This is a genomic window from Thalassobellus citreus, assembly GCF_044385915.1.
In the GTDB taxonomy this organism is placed as follows: domain Bacteria; phylum Bacteroidota; class Bacteroidia; order Flavobacteriales; family Flavobacteriaceae; genus Thalassobellus; species Thalassobellus citreus.
In genome coordinates this window covers 56,464-73,175 of sequence record NZ_JBISCC010000124.1, presented here as the reverse complement: position 1 = coordinate 73,175, position 16,712 = coordinate 56,464, and the positions used below count along the sequence as shown (strand labels likewise).

Annotated in this window: 14 protein-coding genes and 1 pseudogene; 10 read left to right on the top strand and 5 right to left on the bottom strand. The window is 30.9% G+C overall.

Going from position 1 to position 16,712, the window contains the following annotated elements; translation table 11 throughout:
- Positions 1-100: 100 nt before the first annotated feature.
- From ACH5TX_RS09235 to ACH5TX_RS09220, 4 genes and pseudogenes are all read right to left on the bottom strand, one after another.
- Positions 101-447 (bottom strand): annotated as a pseudogene (locus ACH5TX_RS09235) (phage holin family protein).
- A gap of 13 nt (positions 448-460) precedes the next feature.
- Positions 461-1,543 carry an energy transducer TonB gene (locus tag ACH5TX_RS09230; protein WP_439339216.1) on the bottom strand — a complete coding sequence of 361 codons (1,083 nt, stop codon included), beginning with the start codon at positions 1,541-1,543 and terminating at the stop codon, positions 461-463.
- A gap of 68 nt (positions 1,544-1,611) precedes the next feature.
- Positions 1,612-2,373, bottom strand: a complete 762-nt coding sequence (locus ACH5TX_RS09225; RefSeq protein WP_439339215.1) for an alpha/beta fold hydrolase — start codon at positions 2,371-2,373, stop codon at positions 1,612-1,614.
- Positions 2,373-3,086: a pyridoxine 5'-phosphate synthase gene (locus ACH5TX_RS09220; protein ID WP_439339214.1), complete on the bottom strand. Its 714-nt coding sequence runs from the start codon at positions 3,084-3,086 to the stop codon at positions 2,373-2,375. Before ACH5TX_RS09220 ends, ACH5TX_RS09225 begins: the two co-directional genes overlap by 1 nt.
- Before the next feature lie 91 nt (positions 3,087-3,177).
- On the opposite strand from ACH5TX_RS09220, the gene ACH5TX_RS09215 reads away from it, so the two are divergent.
- The 10 genes from ACH5TX_RS09215 to ACH5TX_RS09170 all read left to right on the top strand — a co-directional run bounded on the left by ACH5TX_RS09215 (position 3,178) and on the right by ACH5TX_RS09170 (position 16,062).
- Positions 3,178-3,837, top strand: coding sequence for a CBS domain-containing protein (locus ACH5TX_RS09215; RefSeq protein WP_439339213.1), 660 nt, complete (start codon positions 3,178-3,180; stop codon positions 3,835-3,837).
- 2 nt (positions 3,838-3,839) lie between these two features.
- Entirely contained in the window at positions 3,840-4,724 is an 885-nt protein-coding gene (locus tag ACH5TX_RS09210; RefSeq protein WP_439339429.1) for an NAD kinase, read from the top strand.
- Positions 4,725-4,823: 99 nt separating this feature from the next.
- Entirely contained in the window at positions 4,824-5,510 is a 687-nt protein-coding gene (porG, locus tag ACH5TX_RS09205; protein WP_439339212.1) for a type IX secretion system protein PorG, read from the top strand.
- Between the two features lies 1 nt (position 5,511).
- The gene (gene uppS / locus ACH5TX_RS09200; RefSeq protein ID WP_439339428.1) at positions 5,512-6,252 is read left to right on the top strand and encodes an undecaprenyl pyrophosphate synthase; all 741 of its coding nucleotides are present in this window, start codon (positions 5,512-5,514) and stop codon (positions 6,250-6,252) included.
- On the top strand, positions 6,185-8,833 hold the full coding sequence (gene bamA / locus ACH5TX_RS09195) for an outer membrane protein assembly factor BamA (RefSeq protein ID WP_439339211.1): 2,649 nt from the start codon (positions 6,185-6,187) through the stop codon (positions 8,831-8,833). Before uppS ends, bamA begins: the two co-directional genes overlap by 68 nt.
- A gap of 213 nt (positions 8,834-9,046) precedes the next feature.
- Positions 9,047-10,156 carry an OmpH/Skp family outer membrane protein gene (locus ACH5TX_RS09190; RefSeq protein ID WP_439339210.1) on the top strand — a complete coding sequence of 370 codons (1,110 nt, stop codon included), beginning with the start codon at positions 9,047-9,049 and terminating at the stop codon, positions 10,154-10,156.
- Positions 10,157-10,195: 39 nt separating this feature from the next.
- The gene (locus ACH5TX_RS09185; protein WP_439339209.1) at positions 10,196-10,702 is read left to right on the top strand and encodes an OmpH/Skp family outer membrane protein; all 507 of its coding nucleotides are present in this window, start codon (positions 10,196-10,198) and stop codon (positions 10,700-10,702) included.
- Positions 10,703-10,771: 69 nt separating this feature from the next.
- Positions 10,772-11,551, top strand: a complete 780-nt coding sequence (gene murI, locus ACH5TX_RS09180) for a glutamate racemase (RefSeq protein ID WP_439339208.1) — start codon at positions 10,772-10,774, stop codon at positions 11,549-11,551.
- Positions 11,552-11,852: 301 nt separating this feature from the next.
- The gene (locus tag ACH5TX_RS09175; RefSeq protein ID WP_439339207.1) at positions 11,853-12,740 is read left to right on the top strand and encodes a T9SS type A sorting domain-containing protein; all 888 of its coding nucleotides are present in this window, start codon (positions 11,853-11,855) and stop codon (positions 12,738-12,740) included.
- Between the two features lie 193 nt (positions 12,741-12,933).
- On the top strand, positions 12,934-16,062 hold the full coding sequence (locus ACH5TX_RS09170; RefSeq protein ID WP_439339206.1) for a glycosyl hydrolase 115 family protein: 3,129 nt from the start codon (positions 12,934-12,936) through the stop codon (positions 16,060-16,062).
- 76 nt (positions 16,063-16,138) lie between these two features.
- Here the strand turns inward: ACH5TX_RS09170 and ACH5TX_RS09165 are convergent, their stop codons facing one another.
- Positions 16,139-16,654, bottom strand: a complete 516-nt coding sequence (locus ACH5TX_RS09165; protein ID WP_439339205.1) for a gamma carbonic anhydrase family protein — start codon at positions 16,652-16,654, stop codon at positions 16,139-16,141.
- Between the last annotated feature and the right edge of the window lie 58 nt (positions 16,655-16,712).

The following is a 16,712-nucleotide window of genomic DNA, read 5'->3' as shown; positions in this document are numbered from 1 at the left end:
TTAACAAATGATTTTGGCCTAAATTTTTGCTACCAAAATTGGGATGCAAAAATAATATATTTTTACATCCCAACAAAGTTTTTAATTGCTTGATTATTAGCTATTTTTTACCTTCTTTTAAAAGAGAATGCAAGAAAGATTGCAGGATGGAAAGTAAAATACTAAATAATACTGCAATCCAAATACTACTTACTGAAAATCCATCAATTAAATTATCGGCTAATAAGATGATTAAAGCGTTAATTATTAATAAAAACAAGCCTAATGTTACAATGGTTATAGGCAAAGTTAAAATTACTAATATGGGTTTTACTAATAAGTTTAGAACAGATAAAACAATTGCTACAATAATGGCTGTTGTATAATTATCGACACTAACACCTGTTAAAAATGAGCAATTACAAATACGGCTATGGCGTTTAATAGGAGTTTAATTATTAGTTTCATTTTTAAATATTCTTTAATTGTATTTGTTCTTTTTTTTCTCTTTTATTTTTAAATCAAAAATAATAGGCATACTATACGGCACATTTACAGGCTTACCGTACTGAGAACCTGGCACCATTTTAGGTAACAAAGATATTACTCTTATTGCTTCAGCCTCTAAAGCTCTATGGTTGGCTCTAGCCCTTATGCCAACTACTTTTCCTGTTTTATCTATTTTAAAAATAACATTAATACGTTGCTTCCCTGCTAAACCGAGATCAGGAGCAAAAGATTTATTAAATTTTTCGCTTACAAAAGTTCCTATTTTTTGAGACATACAGTTCCTCTTTAAATAATTACCAGGCAAGTTACAACCTGGAAATATTGGGACCCTTAATATAGTACCATCTGGAATATTTACACTTGTTATATTTGAAAATTTCGCAGCATTTTTGAGAATTCCTTTTTTATATTTCAAACTGTGCGTTTCATTTCCTTCAGAATCATATCTTTTTTCTATACCAGATTTTAAATCTAAGTCATGAAAACCTAAAGTTTTAAGTTTTTTGTTTTTATAAAACTGTTTATAAACACCTTGCTTGTAGCCTTCTGTGTATTCAACTTCCCATTCTTTTTCTCCTGTTTCATAATATTGCTTCCATACACCATAAAGCTCGTTTTTGGTATATAAACTTTCTATTTTTAAAACACCATTTTTATAATATTCTTTATAATTGCCTTCTTTAAAAAACCAATTGTTTCTTTTAGCTGACACTACATCATATTCCGCAAAAAGTTCACCGCTTTCATAAAATTTTTTAGTTATCAAACTACCTGTTTCAGTTTGTTTTGTGTCACTAAGTAAAGTACCTTTTTTAGAATATATTTCTTCAATACCGGTAAACTTGCCTTTGCTATCATGAAGATAACGCTTATGTAAGTTTCCATTATCAAAATAATGTTTCCAAATCCCAACTTTTTTGTCATTTTTATAAGCACCTACCTTTCTTAATTGGCTATTTTTATGATACTCTTTATAAGGACCATCTGGATGCTTCTTTTGAGAAAAACTACTAATTGATAATAAAAAAACAAATAATACAGTAACGATTTTCATGTAATAATTTTAATTTAACAGAAAGTAAATATAAGAATTTTCTTTATAAAAATTTAAAAACATGGTTATTATAAAAACTGTATTACAGCCGCAAAAAAGTCTTTAGGATTTTCGGCATGTAACCAATGTCCAGCATTTGAAATTGTCTTTATTTTTGCTTTTGAAAAGTGGTTAGAAATAATAGCTTCATCACCAACACCAATATATTCAGAACGATCTCCTCTTAAAAACAAAGTCTCTTTATTAAAAGTAGCATGAGAAGCCAAAGATTCTCCTACCTCGCCTACTTCATTTTTTAAAACTTCTAAATTAATACGTAACCCTAATTGGCCTTTATCAACCCAATACAAGTTTTTTAATAAAAATTGACGGGTTCCAAAATCACTCACATAATCAGCTAGAACTTTATCGGCTTCACCTCTAGATTTTATAACATCAAAATTTAAAGCAGATAATCCGTTTAAAATACCATCGTGATGAATAGGGTAAAATCGTGGAGAAATATCGGCAACTATTAATTTTGAAATTAGTCCAGGATATTCACAAACAAAAGTCATAGCTGTTTTTCCGCCCATAGAATGTCCTAATACAATAATATCTTCAAGTTTATGAGCCTCACAATAGGCTTTTAAATCTTCAGCAAGAATATCATAATTAAAATTCTCATTCCAAAAACTACGCCCATGATTTCTCTGATCGACTAAGTGCACCTGAAACCCTTGTTCGCTAAATTGCCTTCCAAGTGTTTTCCAATTATCACTCATTCCTAAAAAACCATGCAGAATAATAAACGGCTTGCCTTCCCCTATAATATTTGAATGTAACAGCATTATTTTAATTTACGTAAATACATTTGAATAACATTCTCTACACCTAAATATAGACTTTCTGAAATAAGTGCATGTCCAATAGATACTTCTAACAAATTAGGAACTTCGTCTTTAAAAAACTTAATATTATCAAGTGATAAATCATGTCCTGCATTAATACCTAATCCTAAACTTTCTGCAAAAACAGCACTTTCGGTATACGGTTTTATAGCCTCATTATTTCCTAAACCATATTGATGCGCAAAGGCTTCTGTATATAATTCAATTCGATCGGTCCCTGTTGCTTTTGCACCTTCAATTTGTTCTAAAACTGGATCGACAAAAATAGAAGTTCTTATACCATTTTGTTGAAATTCTTTAATCACATCAACCAAAAAATCTTTATGTTTCAACGTATCCCAACCAGCATTACTTGTTATAGCATCAACAGCATCTGGCACTAAAGTAACCTGTGTTGGTTTTACTTCAAGCACTAATTTTAAAAAGGATTCAACAGGGTTACCTTCAACATTATATTCGGTATAAACTTCTGGTTTTAAATCGCGTGCATCCTGATAACGAATATGACGCTCATCGGGTCTAGGGTGAATCGTTACCCCTTCTGCACCAAAACGTTGCACATCTTTTGCAAACTGAACCACATTAGGCATATCGCCCCCTCTAGAGTTCCTTAAAGTTGCTATCTTGTTAATATTTACACTTAACTTTGTCATCTATCGCTGTTTTAAATGACAAAAATACAAAGTAGAACAGGCTTATGTACTTTTTTTTTGATTAATTTGCAACAGGTATTAAAGCGACACAATGAAACTTTCAGAATACATTATTAACGACATTAAGCCATTAAATAGTAATAGTAAAATTAAAGATTTGCAATTATTATTTAATCAGTTAACCTATTCTCATATCCCTGTTCAAAATGATCAAGGCGTATTTTTAGGTTCTTTTTTTGAAACAGACGCTCATTGTTTTGATAGCGAAAAATCTTTAAGCGAACACCTATATTCTCTTGAAACTTTTTTTGTTCGCGACAACACCTTGTGGTTAGATGTTTTAGAAGCTTTTGCTACAAATTCGACTAATATTATGCCTGTTTTAAGTAATGATAATAACTATTTGGGGTATTATGAACTTAATGATATTATCAGTTTATTTATTGAATCGCCTTTCTTCTCTGAAGCTGGTGGTATATTAGTTGTTGAAAAAGGTGTTAATGATTATTCGTTTAGTGAAGTAAGCCAAATTATAGAATCTAACAACGGTAAACTTCTTGGTGCCTTTGTATCTAAAATGACAAGTGATTTAGTTCAAATAACTATAAAAATTGGCAACACTGGCCTTAACGATATTATTCAAACATTTAGAAGATATAGTTATAACATAATATCTGGACACGAAGAAGACGGCTATATTGAAAGCTTGAAGGAACGATCGGATTATTTAAATAAATATTTAAACATGTAATGATGAAGGTTGCTATTTTTGGACGCTATTATAACGATACAACTTCTGCATCTGTAGAAACGCTTTTCAATTATTTAAACAAACAAGGTGTAGATGCTTATATTGAAACTCAATTTCACAAACTTATAAGTATAGAATCTCACGGGATAAAAAACTTTGACACTTACAATATGTTTAGTGAATTAGATCAATCGTTCGATTTTCTTGTAAGTATAGGAGGCGATGGTACTATTTTAAGATCGACCATCTTTGTAAAAGATTTAGGCATTCCAATAATAGGTATTAATACAGGTCGTTTAGGCTTTTTAGCCACCATTCAGGTAGATGTTATAGAACAAGCCATTCAAAATATTTTAGATGGTCATTATAAAATATCTGAACGAACCTTACTGTCTGTTGAAACATCTCCAAAAAATGACGACATCGTTTCAATGAATTTTGCGTTGAATGAAATAACAGTAAGCAGAAAAAACACCACTGCAATGATTACTGTAGACACCTATTTAGACGATGAATTTTTAAACTCTTATTGGAGTGACGGTTTAATTGTTTCTACTCCAACAGGATCTACAGGATACTCGCTAAGTTGTGGTGGACCTGTAATTACACCTGGTGCTAATAATTTTGTTTTAACACCTATTGCGCCTCATAATTTAAGCGCACGCCCACTAATTATACCAGATTCTACCGAAATACAACTTAAAGTTAATGGCAGAGAAGAACACCACTTAATGTCTTTAGATTCTAGAATTGCTACTTTAGAAAATGGTACCATCATTAAAATAAAGAAAGCCAATTTTAAAATTAAGATGATTGATTTACTAGATGAAAGCTTTTTTTCCACACTCCGTAAAAAACTACTTTGGGGAGAAGACAAACGAAATTAAACAATAATTTAATAGAAATACTGTTTTAAACTCATACAAATTAGCTCAAATTATAATAGGCTAATCTTATTTATTATATTTGCAAACTTTTGAATATCTATGAGGCATTTAAGCGTATTGATTTTTAGCATTTTAAGCATCCAATTAAGCCATTCTCAAATTAATGAGTTAGGAGTGTTTGTAGGAGGCAGTAATTTTATTGGAGATGTAGGCGCAACCGATTATATCTCTCCTAACAGCCCTTCTCTTGGTCTTTTATATAAATGGAATAGAAGCTCTAGGCATTCGTGGAGAGTATCCTTAATATATTCTGATTTAAAAACTAAAGACAACCAATCAGACGATCCTAGACGTATACAAAGAGATTATAGTTTCGATTCAAATTTATTAGAAATTTCAGCAGGCATGGAATTCACTTTTGTTGACTTCAATTTGCATTCTGGAAAAAAAATAGCAACACCTTACTTATATACAGGTATTAGTGTTGCACACCATGATAACTATTATTTTTTAAATGGCATACAAACATCTGAAAACAATTCAAGTTGGGCTTACGGTATTCCTATGGCATTAGGTTTTAAATCTAATTTCCTTGGTAATTTTGTTTTAGGAATTGAAGTAGGTGCTCGGTATACATTTTCTGATGAAATAGATGGAAGTGTTCCAGATACCGAATCGCTTTTACCATATAGATTTGGAAACATAAACAATAACGATTGGTATGTATTTTCTGGATTTACATTAACTTATACTTTTGGAGAAAACCCATGTTACTGCATTAACTAAAATGGATTTAAAAGAAAACATAATAAGCACAAGACTTCCTAAACACATCGCTATTATTATGGATGGCAATGGGCGTTGGGCGAAACAACAAGGCATGCTAAGAGCTTTTGGTCATAAAAACGGCACAAAATCAGTTAGACAAACGGTTGAAGCTTGTGCAGAACTTGGTGTTAAAAACTTAACACTATATGCTTTTTCTACCGAAAACTGGAATAGACCTAAATTAGAGGTTGAAACACTGATGAAACTTTTAGTCTCGTCTTTAAAAAGCGAAATTAAAACACTTCAAGATAACAATATAAAACTTGCAGCTATTGGTAGCTTAAACACCTTGCCTAAAAAAGTTTACAAAGAGCTTCATGAAGTTATTGAACAAACAAAAGACAATAACAGAATGACTCTAACACTAGCATTAAGCTACGGTTCACGCGAGGAAATCATAAATACTGTTAAAGAGATTAGTATTAAAGTTAAAAATAATATAATTTCGCCCGATAAAATTGATGAATCAATTATTAATGAGCATCTTTACACGCAAAATTTACCTGATGTAGATTTACTTATAAGAACAAGTGGCGAACAACGTATTAGCAACTTTTTACTTTGGCAAATTGCCTATGCTGAATTGTACTTTACTAGTGTATTGTGGCCAGATTTTACAAAGCAGCATTTGTATGAAGCTATTATTGAATATCAAAAAAGAGAACGACGATTTGGGAAAACAAGTGAACAACTTAACTAACATTTTACCTTTAAAATATTTAAAGTATTTTTTAATTACGCTCTTTTTTGCTTGTAGTGTTAATATTAATGCACAGGAATTAGAATATAGCAATGGAAAAAAATACACGCTTGGAGCCATATCTGTATTAGGTAACACTAGCTTTAATGAACAAACCATAATTACTTATTCTGGTTTAACAAAAGGAAAAGAAATAACCATTCCTGGAGAAGAAATAAGTGCCGCCATAAAAAAACTTTGGAATTCTAAACTCTTTAGCGACATTGAACTGTATATTACTAAAATTGAAGGTAATGTTGCTTATTTAGAAATACGCCTGTCAGATTTACCCCAATTAAATGAATTAAAAATAAATGGTGTAAAAAAATCTAAGTTCGAAGGTATTATTAGTGACAATAAATTAAAAAAAGGGACTAAAGTTACAGAAAACCTCATTACAACTACCAAAAATTTCCTTGAAAAAAAATACAAAAAACAAGGTTTTTTAAACACCAAAGTACATATTAACACCATAGATGTAAAAGATTCTATAGAAACAGCTAGAGTTAATATGGTTCTTAATATAGATAAAGGTGAAAAAGTAAAGATAAAAGATATTGCCTTTAGTGGAAATGATATTTTAAGCGACAAAAAGCTTAGAAAGAGCATGAAAACTACAAAAAAAATTAATCGTATCCGATTACTAAAACGATCTAAATTTATTGATTCGGCTTATCAGGCAGACCTAGGTCATATTATAGAAACCTATAAAGAAAATGGTTATAGAGATGCTCGTATTATATCAGATAGTATTATTATAAACGACGATAAAACTATATCTCTTAACATTAATGTTATAGAAGGTGAACTTTATAAGTTTGGCGATATTACATTTATAGGTAATACTGTTTATAGTAATGAATATTTAAGTAGACTTTTAAGAATAAATAAAGGAGATACTTATAACGGTGTTGAGTTACAAAAACGAATTGCAGACGGCAGTAAACCAGATGCATTTGACATAACAAATCAATATCAAAATAATGGTTACTTGTTTTCTAGCATTAACGCTGTTGAAGTTAGTGCAGATGATAATATAATAGACTTAGAAATTAGAATTTCTGAAGGAAAACCAGCTTATTTTAATAACGTAACTATAGTAGGTAACGACAAAACGAATGACCACGTTGTTTACAGAGAAATACGCACACGACCAGGACAACTATACAGTAAAGCAAATGTGGTTCGTACCGTTAGAGAACTAGGACAATTAGGCTTTTTTGATGCGCAAGAAATATCACCAGATTTTATTAACCCAAACCCTAACGAAGGAACTATTGATATGCAATATTCTGTTAAAGAAACAGGATCTAGCCAAATAGAATTACAAGGTGGTTATGGTGGTGGTGGTTTTATAGGAACACTTGGTTTATCTTTTAACAACTTTTCTATAAAAGACATCTTTAAAAAAGATGCATACAAACCTATACCAATGGGTGATGGACAAAAATTAGCACTACGTTTACAAGCCAGTCGTTTTTATCAAACCTATAGTTTTTCTTTTTCAGAACCTTGGTTAGGAGGAAAACGTCCTGTACAATTTTCTACATCGATATCACATACTAAGCAATTTTTATATGATTATCAAACAGGAAATGCAGACAAAAGTAAAAGCTTTAATATTACAGGAATTACTTTTGGTTTAGCAAAACGTTTACAAGTTCCTGATGACTTCTTTACATTATCTCAAGCTATTAGTTTTCAACGTTACGATTTAAAAAATTATAACACAGGATTATTTACTTTCGGAAATGGATATTCTAACAATTTATCATACACTGTAGGTTTAAGTAGAAACAATACGAGTGTAGATCCTATTTTCCCAACTGGTGGATCTAGTTTTTCTGCAACAGCAAAATTTTCTGCTCCCTATTCTTTATTTAATGGTATAGATTACAAAGCAATTGCTGAAGACCGTGAAGCACAACAAGCAATTATAAATGATGCCACAACAACTGATGTACAAAAAACAAATGCATCAACTAAAATAGCTGAAATAGATCAAGAACGCTATAAATGGTTAGAATTTTATAAAGTTAAATTTAAAGGCGAATGGTATACAGAATTAGCGAAAAAACTAGTTTTAAGACCAAGCGTAGAATTTGGTTTCTTAGGTGCTTATAATAATGACAGGGGTATCATTCCTTTCGAACGCTTCTTTTTGGGTGGAGATGGCCTAGGTAGTTACAGTTTAGATGGCAGAGAGGCCGTTGCTTTAAGAGGGTATCCAAACCAATCGTTATCAGATCAAGATGGAGGAACTATTTATAATAAATTCTCATTAGAGCTTCGTTACCCAATAACATTAGCTGCTTCAGCTAAAATTTACGCCTTAGGCTTTTTAGAAGGCGGTGCTTCATTTAATAATTTTAGAGATTATAACCCTTTCGATATTAAACGATCTGCAGGATTAGGTATTCGTATTTTCATGCCTGCTTTTGGTTTATTAGGTATCGATTTTGGTCATGGTTTCGATTCGTTACAAGGAGAAACTGGCATGCATGGTTGGGAAACTCACTTCATAATTGGGCAACAATTTTAATTTTGGCACGATATTTTCTAATAACATTATGATGATTTAAATGAGAATTGAAATTTTTAAGATTAAAATTCGTTAATTTTGAAAACACAATTCAAAAAAGTAACAGATATAAAATAAATCATCTGTCTTTTTTTAGAATTTATGAGTTGATAAATTATAAAAAACATTAAACAGATGCGAAACAACGTTCTTTTTTTACTGACAATAGTTTTTATGCTAAGCTTTTCTTCATATGCTCAACGTGGAGTAAGAATAGCTTATATAGATACAGAATATATTTTAGAGAATGTTCCAGAATATCAAGAAGCAACAACGCAATTAAATGCTAAAGCCGATAAATGGAAAAATGAGATTCAAAGTAAATTAAGTACTATAGAACAAAAACGAAAAGATTTAAGCAACGAAAAAGCGCTTTTAACAAATGAACTTATAAACGAACGCGAAGAAGATATTTCTTTTGAAGAAAAAGAAATATTAGATTATCAGCAAAAACGTTTTGGTCCTAATGGCGATTTGTTTATTCAAAAAAAGCAATTAATGCAGCCTATTCAAGATCAAATTTTTGCAGCAGTTCAAGATTTAGCAGCGAAAAGAAAATATGATTTTATTTTTGATAAATCATCAGATGCTGTTATGTTATATTCAGAAAAAAGATTTGATTTAAGCGATCAGATTATAAGAAGTATAACAAGAACAGCAAAACGAACACAAGCGACATCAAAAGCAGAAAGAAAAGCCGCTAAAGATGAAGAATTAGTTCCAGAAATTAATTATGAACAAGAAGCTCGAGAAAAAGCACTAGAAGAAAAGAAAAAAGCACGTGAAAGTGCTATTGAAAAAGCTAGACAAGAAAAATTAGCAGCTAGAGAAGCAAAAGTAAAAGCTGCAGAAGCTAGACGTCAAAAAGTATTAGACGATAGAGAAAAAGCAAAACAAGAAAAATTAGCTGAAAGAAATACAATATCAGAAACAGCGAATGACAAAGTTGAAACAGCTAAATCGGAAACAAACAAAGTTGAAGTTGAGACAAAAACTAGAGCTCAAATAATTGAAGAAAACAGACAAAAAAAACTAGCTGAAAGAGAAAAATTAAAACAAGAAAAATCATCTAGCACTAATAAAGAGACAGTTAATGAATCAGATGATGCAGCAAAATCTGAAACCACAAAAGAAGTTAAAGTTGAAACAAAAACAAGGGCTCAACTAATTGAAGAAAATCGACAAAAAAAATTAGCAGCTAGAAAAGCTCGTATAAAAGAATTAGCTGAAAGAAAAAAGAAAATTTTAGAAGAACGCCAAAAGGCAAAAGACAGTTTAAACTAAAAACAATTAATAATTTATAACACATTAATACTATTTAAAATGAAACAATTTAAAACTCTATTATTAGCAACTGCATTATGTATTGGAACTTTCAGTTTCACACAAGCTCAAAGTAAAGTTGCCCATATAAACACGCAAGAATTAATTTCTGCTATGCCAGAAATGAAAGCTGCTCAAAAAGAACTTGAAAATTTAAGTAAAACATATCAAACAGATATGCAAGCATCTATTACAGAATACCAAACAACAGTTAAACAATATGATGCTGAAGCAGCTACAAAAACTGCTGAAGAAAACGCAATAAGAGCTCAAGAGCTTCAAGGAAAACAACAACGTCTTCAACAATTTGAAGTTGATGCTAGAAAAGATATAGAATCTAAACAAGCAGAATTAATTCAACCAATAACAGAAAAAGCTAAAGCAGCTATTTTAAAAGTTGGAAGAGCTCAAGGATACGAGTATGTTTTAGATTCATCTTTAGGAGTAACAATTTTAGCTGATGGTAAAAACTTACTTGACGATGTTAAAAAAGAATTAGGTATCTAATTAACATTACTTAAATAAATATATTAAAAGCTGCTTTTTACAAAGCAGCTTTTTTATTTTTGTTAAACTATGAGTACAAAACCCATTGGTATATTTGATTCGGGCGTTGGCGGCACCTCTATTTGGAAAGAAATTCATAATCTTTTACCAAACGAGCATACTATCTATTTATCAGATAGTATGAATGCTCCATATGGTCCTAAAGGGCAAGAAGCCATTATTAATTTAAGTATTAAAAATACTGAATATTTAATTAATAAAGGTTGTAAACTAATTGTTGTAGCTTGTAACACAGCAACTACAAATGCTATAGATTTTCTTCGAGAAACTTACCAGGTACCTTTCATTGGTATAGAACCCGCCATAAAACCTGCAGCTTTAAATACTAAAACAAATGCCATTGGTATTCTTGCTACTAAAGGCACTTTAACTAGTGCGTTATTCTCTAAAACCTCAGGGTTATTTGCCAATGATGTTAAGACAATAGAACAACAAGGAGAGGGCATTGTTGAGCTTATTGAAAATGGCAAATTGTTTTCTGATGAGATGAAAACACTTTTAAACATCTATTTAAAACCCATGATAGATGCTAATATTGATTACTTAGTACTAGGATGTACACATTACCCTTACCTAATGCCTTTACTCATTAATATACTACCAAATCAGGTTAAAATTATAGATTCTGGTGAAGCTGTAGCAAGACAAACTAAAGCTGTTTTAGAAAAAAACAGTTTACTAAACACTTGTTATTCAAAAGCTAAGAATGAGTTTTATACAAATGGGAATCCTGAAGTTTTAAAATCCCTCTTACAATCTAAATTAAAGGTAGAATTTTTGGATTTTTAATTGTAACGCACAACTAATTATACAATAAAAATCATAAATAAACTTTATTCAAAACACTTTTAAACTGATTATCCTGTCGTTTCAACCAAATTATGCGAAAAAACAGGTAAGTACAGGATAGATAAACTTACAACTATTAATATATTTAAAAAACGTAATATTTACGTTTAATTTTAATAACCAATAAAACAAAGGTTTGTTTAAAACAAAACACTAACGCAAAACAAACCTTTGTTTTGTTAAAAAACTAACAGAAGGATCGACCTTCAAAAATTGAAACAACAACTAAAATTACTAAATTATGAAAAAAATTACTTTATCAATTTACTTACTTTTATTAAGTATAACAACTGTTTTTGCTCAAAACCCAACCCCTATAGTTTTTGAAGCTGAAACTGGTACTATTGGAGCTGACTTTGCAACAGAAACAGATGCAGGAGTTACGTACATAACAATAGTAGGTACTGGCGGTGGTGATTTCCCTGGTACTGATGCTAGAGTTTCAACATACAGTGTTACTTTTCCTGAAGGAGGTTTTGGTGTAACATACGATTTGTTTGCAAGAGTATATCTTGGTCCTGATGGTCCTAATGATGATAGTTTTTTTAGCGCAGCAACTTTTGGAATTCAAGATTCTAGTGATAAAGATAGTTGGATAAAATTAAATGAGACTAACAGACATGGTTATATAGAAGCAACAGATGTTTTAGATGGAGCACTACTGACTGCTGATACTAATAATCAAGTTTGGAAATGGATAAATCTTTCAAAAATGATTAAAGCTGAAGCACAAACTGCATATAGTGTTCTAGCTAATAATTCAACCTTTGATTTTCAAATAGGAGCTAGAGAGGATGGTATTAAGTTTGATGTGTTTGCTTTTGGAAAATCAGATGTTGAATATACAGTAGCAGATCTTAATAGTGCGGCGGGTATTGTACTTAGTACAAAAAAGAATACATTAAAATCTGTAAAAATATATCCTAATCCTTCTTCAAATGGGTTTAACATAAAAACTACTGAGCAAGGAGTTTCTTATAAAATATTTAATTTACTTGGAGCTAAGGTAGAAGAAGGTGTTTTAAGTTTAGGTGTTAAGAAATATGGTAATTCATTAAAATCTGGAACTTATATTTTAGACTTACAATCTAGTGACAAAAGAAGCGTCACGAAAATAGTTAAATACTAAACATATTTAATTTATCGAATACTATTTTTTTAGTTAAAAAAATCTAGAGGTCTTCTAATAATTCATTATTAAAGACCTCTTTTAACTTAAAAATAATCATAGTTAATTTAAAATATCACAATAGACATTGGCTAATTAATGACAAACTACCTTTCCAGTATTATACAAAAAAAAATATCTCACTAAATTAAAGATGAAAAGATTAAAAAAAATATTACTCATACTTTTTCTATTGGTTATTGTAAAAGTTAATGCCTCTACTGAGATCCCTATAAATTGTAACACTGGAAATGAATTTCCTCTTTCAGTAAACGGAAGTGATACTAAAATATATTATGATAGTAATGATTCAGAATTAATAGGAATAACCGCAAACCTATTAAGTTCAGATATTGAAATGATTACTGGCATAAGTCATCTTGTTACCAATAACATTGACGATATTAATGAATATGTTGTAATTATAGGTACAGTTTCGTCAAATGGACTTATAAAACAACTTATTGATAGCGGAAAGATTGATGTGAGTCAAATAGAAAACAAATGGGAAAGTTATACAATTCAAACTATAGACTCTCCTATTACAGGAATTACTAAAGCACTAGTAATAATTGGTAGCGATAGACGAGGCGCTTCATTTGGCTCTTTCGAATTATCAAAATCAATTGGTGTATCTCCTTTATTCTGGTGGGCAGATGTTACTCCACAACAGAAAGATTCACTTTATGTATGTCCAATAAATTTTACATCAAATGAACCAACTGTGAAATTTCGTGGCATCTTTATTAATGATGAAGATTGGGGACTACAAGAATGGTCTCAATATACTTTTGATCCAGTACAAGATATTGGACCAACAACTTACGAAAAGATTTTTGAATTACTTTTAAGGTTAAAAGCAAATTATATTTGGCCTGCAATGCACCCAAGTACCAAACCTTTTAATTATTATGCAAATAATAAGGTTGTTGCAGATAGATATGGTATTATAATGGGATCTTCACACCATGAACCTCTACTGTATAATACCGAAGAATGGCCTTACTCTAAAAGCCAATGGAATCCGTATACAAATTTAAATACAATAATGTCTGTGTTAGAAAGTCGTGTTGCTTCAAATGGACAATATGAAAATGTATATACCATGGGTATTCGTGGTGCTGGAGACTCAGGTATAGGAGGTTCTTTAAATGATAAAACAGCAAAATTAGAAGAAGTAATTACACTTCAAAGAAATCTATTAACTCAATATGTTAATTCAGATATCACACAAGTTCCACAAGCTTTTTGGCCTTACAAAGAGGTTTTAGATCAATATAATAACAATATGGATTTGCCTGATGACATTACATTAGGCTGGGTAGATGATAATCATGGTTATATTCGTCAAGTATCAAATCCTGAAGAACAATTACGTTCTGGTGGCAGTGGTGTTTATTACCACCTTTCTTATTGGGGAAGTCCTGCAGATTATTTATGGATTGCTTCAACACCACCTGCATTAATAGCTACTGAAATGAAAAAAGCAGCTGATTTTGGAGGAGATAGAATTTGGATTTTTAATGTTGGTGATATCAAACCAGCAGAAATGTTAATGAATTTTTCTCTAGACTTAGCCTATGATTATAATAAATGGGATGCTTCAAATGTAAACGAATATATAAATGAGTGGGCTACATTTAACTTTGGAGCTGAATATGCAGATGATATAACAAGTGCTTATGCATTATATTTTCAATTGGCGCAAAATGGAAAACCGGAACATATAGACAGATTAAAATTTCCTGATTCTGAAATTGAATATAGACTGAATGCTTATAGAGAAATATCAAACAAAGTAGAAGCAACTTATAGCCAAATTCCTGATGATTTAAAAGATGCTTTTTTTGAAATGGTTTATTATCCAATTCGTGGAGCCGATTATATGAACCAGAAATTCCTTTATGCCTATAAAAGTTTTAGTGCAGCTGCTAAAAATGATCCTATAGCCTTACAATATTCAGAAACTGCTAAATCCGCACATGCTAAAATAAAAGAAATAACAACGTATTATAATACAGGAATAAAAGATGGAAAATGGAACAAAATTATAAGTTCAGATATTAGAAGTCAGAATGTCTATGATATGCCAAGGGTTGCAACACAAGCAGATATAGACAAAGAACATGCCGATGTAATTGATATCAATCTTTCTGAAGGAACATTTATTTCTCCTATGAAATATGAAAATGGTGTTGTTATGGGAAACAAATCGGGTGCATTATTATCTCCAAGTACAGGAGGTAAGGCAGAATTTTCTTTTGAAATACCACAATCTATAAATGCTGATATTTATTTTTTTGTACGTACACCTAGTGTAGAAGAAGACTCGTGGCATGTTAATATAAATGGAACTCAATTTATTCAAAACAATTATGCTACAGGAGAAACATTTGAATGGATTAAAGTTAATACGTTGGTACTTCCAAGTGGAACAAATACAATAACAATTAGTCAACGTGAACCGAATGCTCAAATAGCAGCTATAAAAATTGCTGAACCTGGTTTAGTAGAATATTCTTCTAATTATGTTCTTAATCCAAGCCTTATTATTCCTGCTTGGGAATTTGATAAAATGACTAATTCTCAAGGATTTACTTGGGAGGTTATTGAAGGGTTATCATCTTCTGAAAAAGCAGTAGTAAACTTACCTTATACAGCATCAAGTATAAACAATGTGGATCTAGCTCCATATATAGAAAAAGAAATCAGTTTAAAACAAAAAGGTTTTAGCCTAGAAGTAAGGTGTTTGCCTACGCGCCGTTTATATGAAGGTCGAGATCTTCGTATGGCTATTTCCATTAATGATGAAACACCTAAAGTTATTAGTATACAACAACCTTATCCTTCATTAGACTGGGAAAAAAATGTAATCAGAGGTTATGTTAAATCATCAATGAGTTATTTGGCCGAAGGTGATGTTGCCAAAATACGCCTATATGCGCTCGATCCAGGAATCATTTTTGATAAGGTATTGATTTATTATGATGGTGACACCTTAAGCAATACAGAACCCTTAGAAAATGAAGTCAAGTTATTTTCTGTATTCCCTAATCCTTTTAAAGAAAACTTTACTTGTAAATTTAAAGGCATTGATAGCAAAGATACAGACATAATACTTTTGGATATTACTGGTAAACAGCTTCAAAAACACCGAATGACGAATAAACATGCTAACGAAGGCATAACAGTCTCTACCTCTAACCTATCAAAAGGAGTATATTTAGTTAAAGCAACTACTAAAGAAGGAGCTACTGAAACAAAAATAATTATTAAAGACTAATTCAAAAAAAGGCAAGAGTTGTAATTAAATATTTAATTACAACTCTTGCTAAATACTCTAGTTACTTTAACAATTACTACTCCTTAAACCAACTAGAATATTTTATATAATTATTAGCAATTCTATCTATTTGCCCAGATATTAATTCTTGACTAATATCTTTTATTTTTTTTGCTGGAACACCGGCATAAATACTACCAGATTCTACATGTGTGTTTTGAGTTAATACAGCACCTGCTGCAATAATACTATTGCTTTCTACAACACAATCGTCCATAATAATACTTCCCATACCCACCAAAACATTATCGTGAATTGTACAGCCATGTACTAAAGCATTATGCCCTATAGATACATTATTACCTATGGTAGTTGGAGCAGTTTTGTATGTAGCATGTATAACAGCACCATCTTGAATGTTTACTTTATTACCCATTTTTATATAGTTTACATCGCCTCTAACTACGGCGCTAAACCAAACACTACACTCGCTTCCCATTACAACATCTCCAACTATAGTTGCGTTTTCGGCTATAAAACAATCGTCTGGTATTTCTGGTGATTTTCCTTTTACTGGTTTTATTACTGGCATAATTAATATGTTTTTCATTTCCACAAAAGTGGAAATCTTATTGTTTTTACACTATTTA

Coding starts and splice junctions, on each gene's coding strand:
- ACH5TX_RS09230 (WP_439339216.1), bottom strand. CDS start 1,543: ATGAAAATCGTTACTGTATTATTTGTTTTTTTATTATCAATTAGTAGT.
- ACH5TX_RS09225 (WP_439339215.1), bottom strand. CDS start 2,373: ATGCTGTTACATTCAAATATTATAGGGGAAGGCAAGCCGTTTATTATT.
- ACH5TX_RS09220 (WP_439339214.1), bottom strand. CDS start 3,086: ATGACAAAGTTAAGTGTAAATATTAACAAGATAGCAACTTTAAGGAAC.
- ACH5TX_RS09215 (WP_439339213.1), top strand. CDS start 3,178: ATGAAACTTTCAGAATACATTATTAACGACATTAAGCCATTAAATAGT.
- ACH5TX_RS09210 (WP_439339429.1), top strand. CDS start 3,840: ATGAAGGTTGCTATTTTTGGACGCTATTATAACGATACAACTTCTGCA.
- porG (WP_439339212.1), top strand. CDS start 4,824: ATGAGGCATTTAAGCGTATTGATTTTTAGCATTTTAAGCATCCAATTA.
- uppS (WP_439339428.1), top strand. CDS start 5,512: ATGGATTTAAAAGAAAACATAATAAGCACAAGACTTCCTAAACACATC.
- bamA (WP_439339211.1), top strand. CDS start 6,185: ATGAAGCTATTATTGAATATCAAAAAAGAGAACGACGATTTGGGAAAA.
- ACH5TX_RS09190 (WP_439339210.1), top strand. CDS start 9,047: ATGCTAAGCTTTTCTTCATATGCTCAACGTGGAGTAAGAATAGCTTAT.
- ACH5TX_RS09185 (WP_439339209.1), top strand. CDS start 10,196: ATGAAACAATTTAAAACTCTATTATTAGCAACTGCATTATGTATTGGA.
- murI (WP_439339208.1), top strand. CDS start 10,772: ATGAGTACAAAACCCATTGGTATATTTGATTCGGGCGTTGGCGGCACC.
- ACH5TX_RS09175 (WP_439339207.1), top strand. CDS start 11,853: ATGAAAAAAATTACTTTATCAATTTACTTACTTTTATTAAGTATAACA.
- ACH5TX_RS09170 (WP_439339206.1), top strand. CDS start 12,934: ATGAAAAGATTAAAAAAAATATTACTCATACTTTTTCTATTGGTTATT.
- ACH5TX_RS09165 (WP_439339205.1), bottom strand. CDS start 16,654: ATGCCAGTAATAAAACCAGTAAAAGGAAAATCACCAGAAATACCAGAC.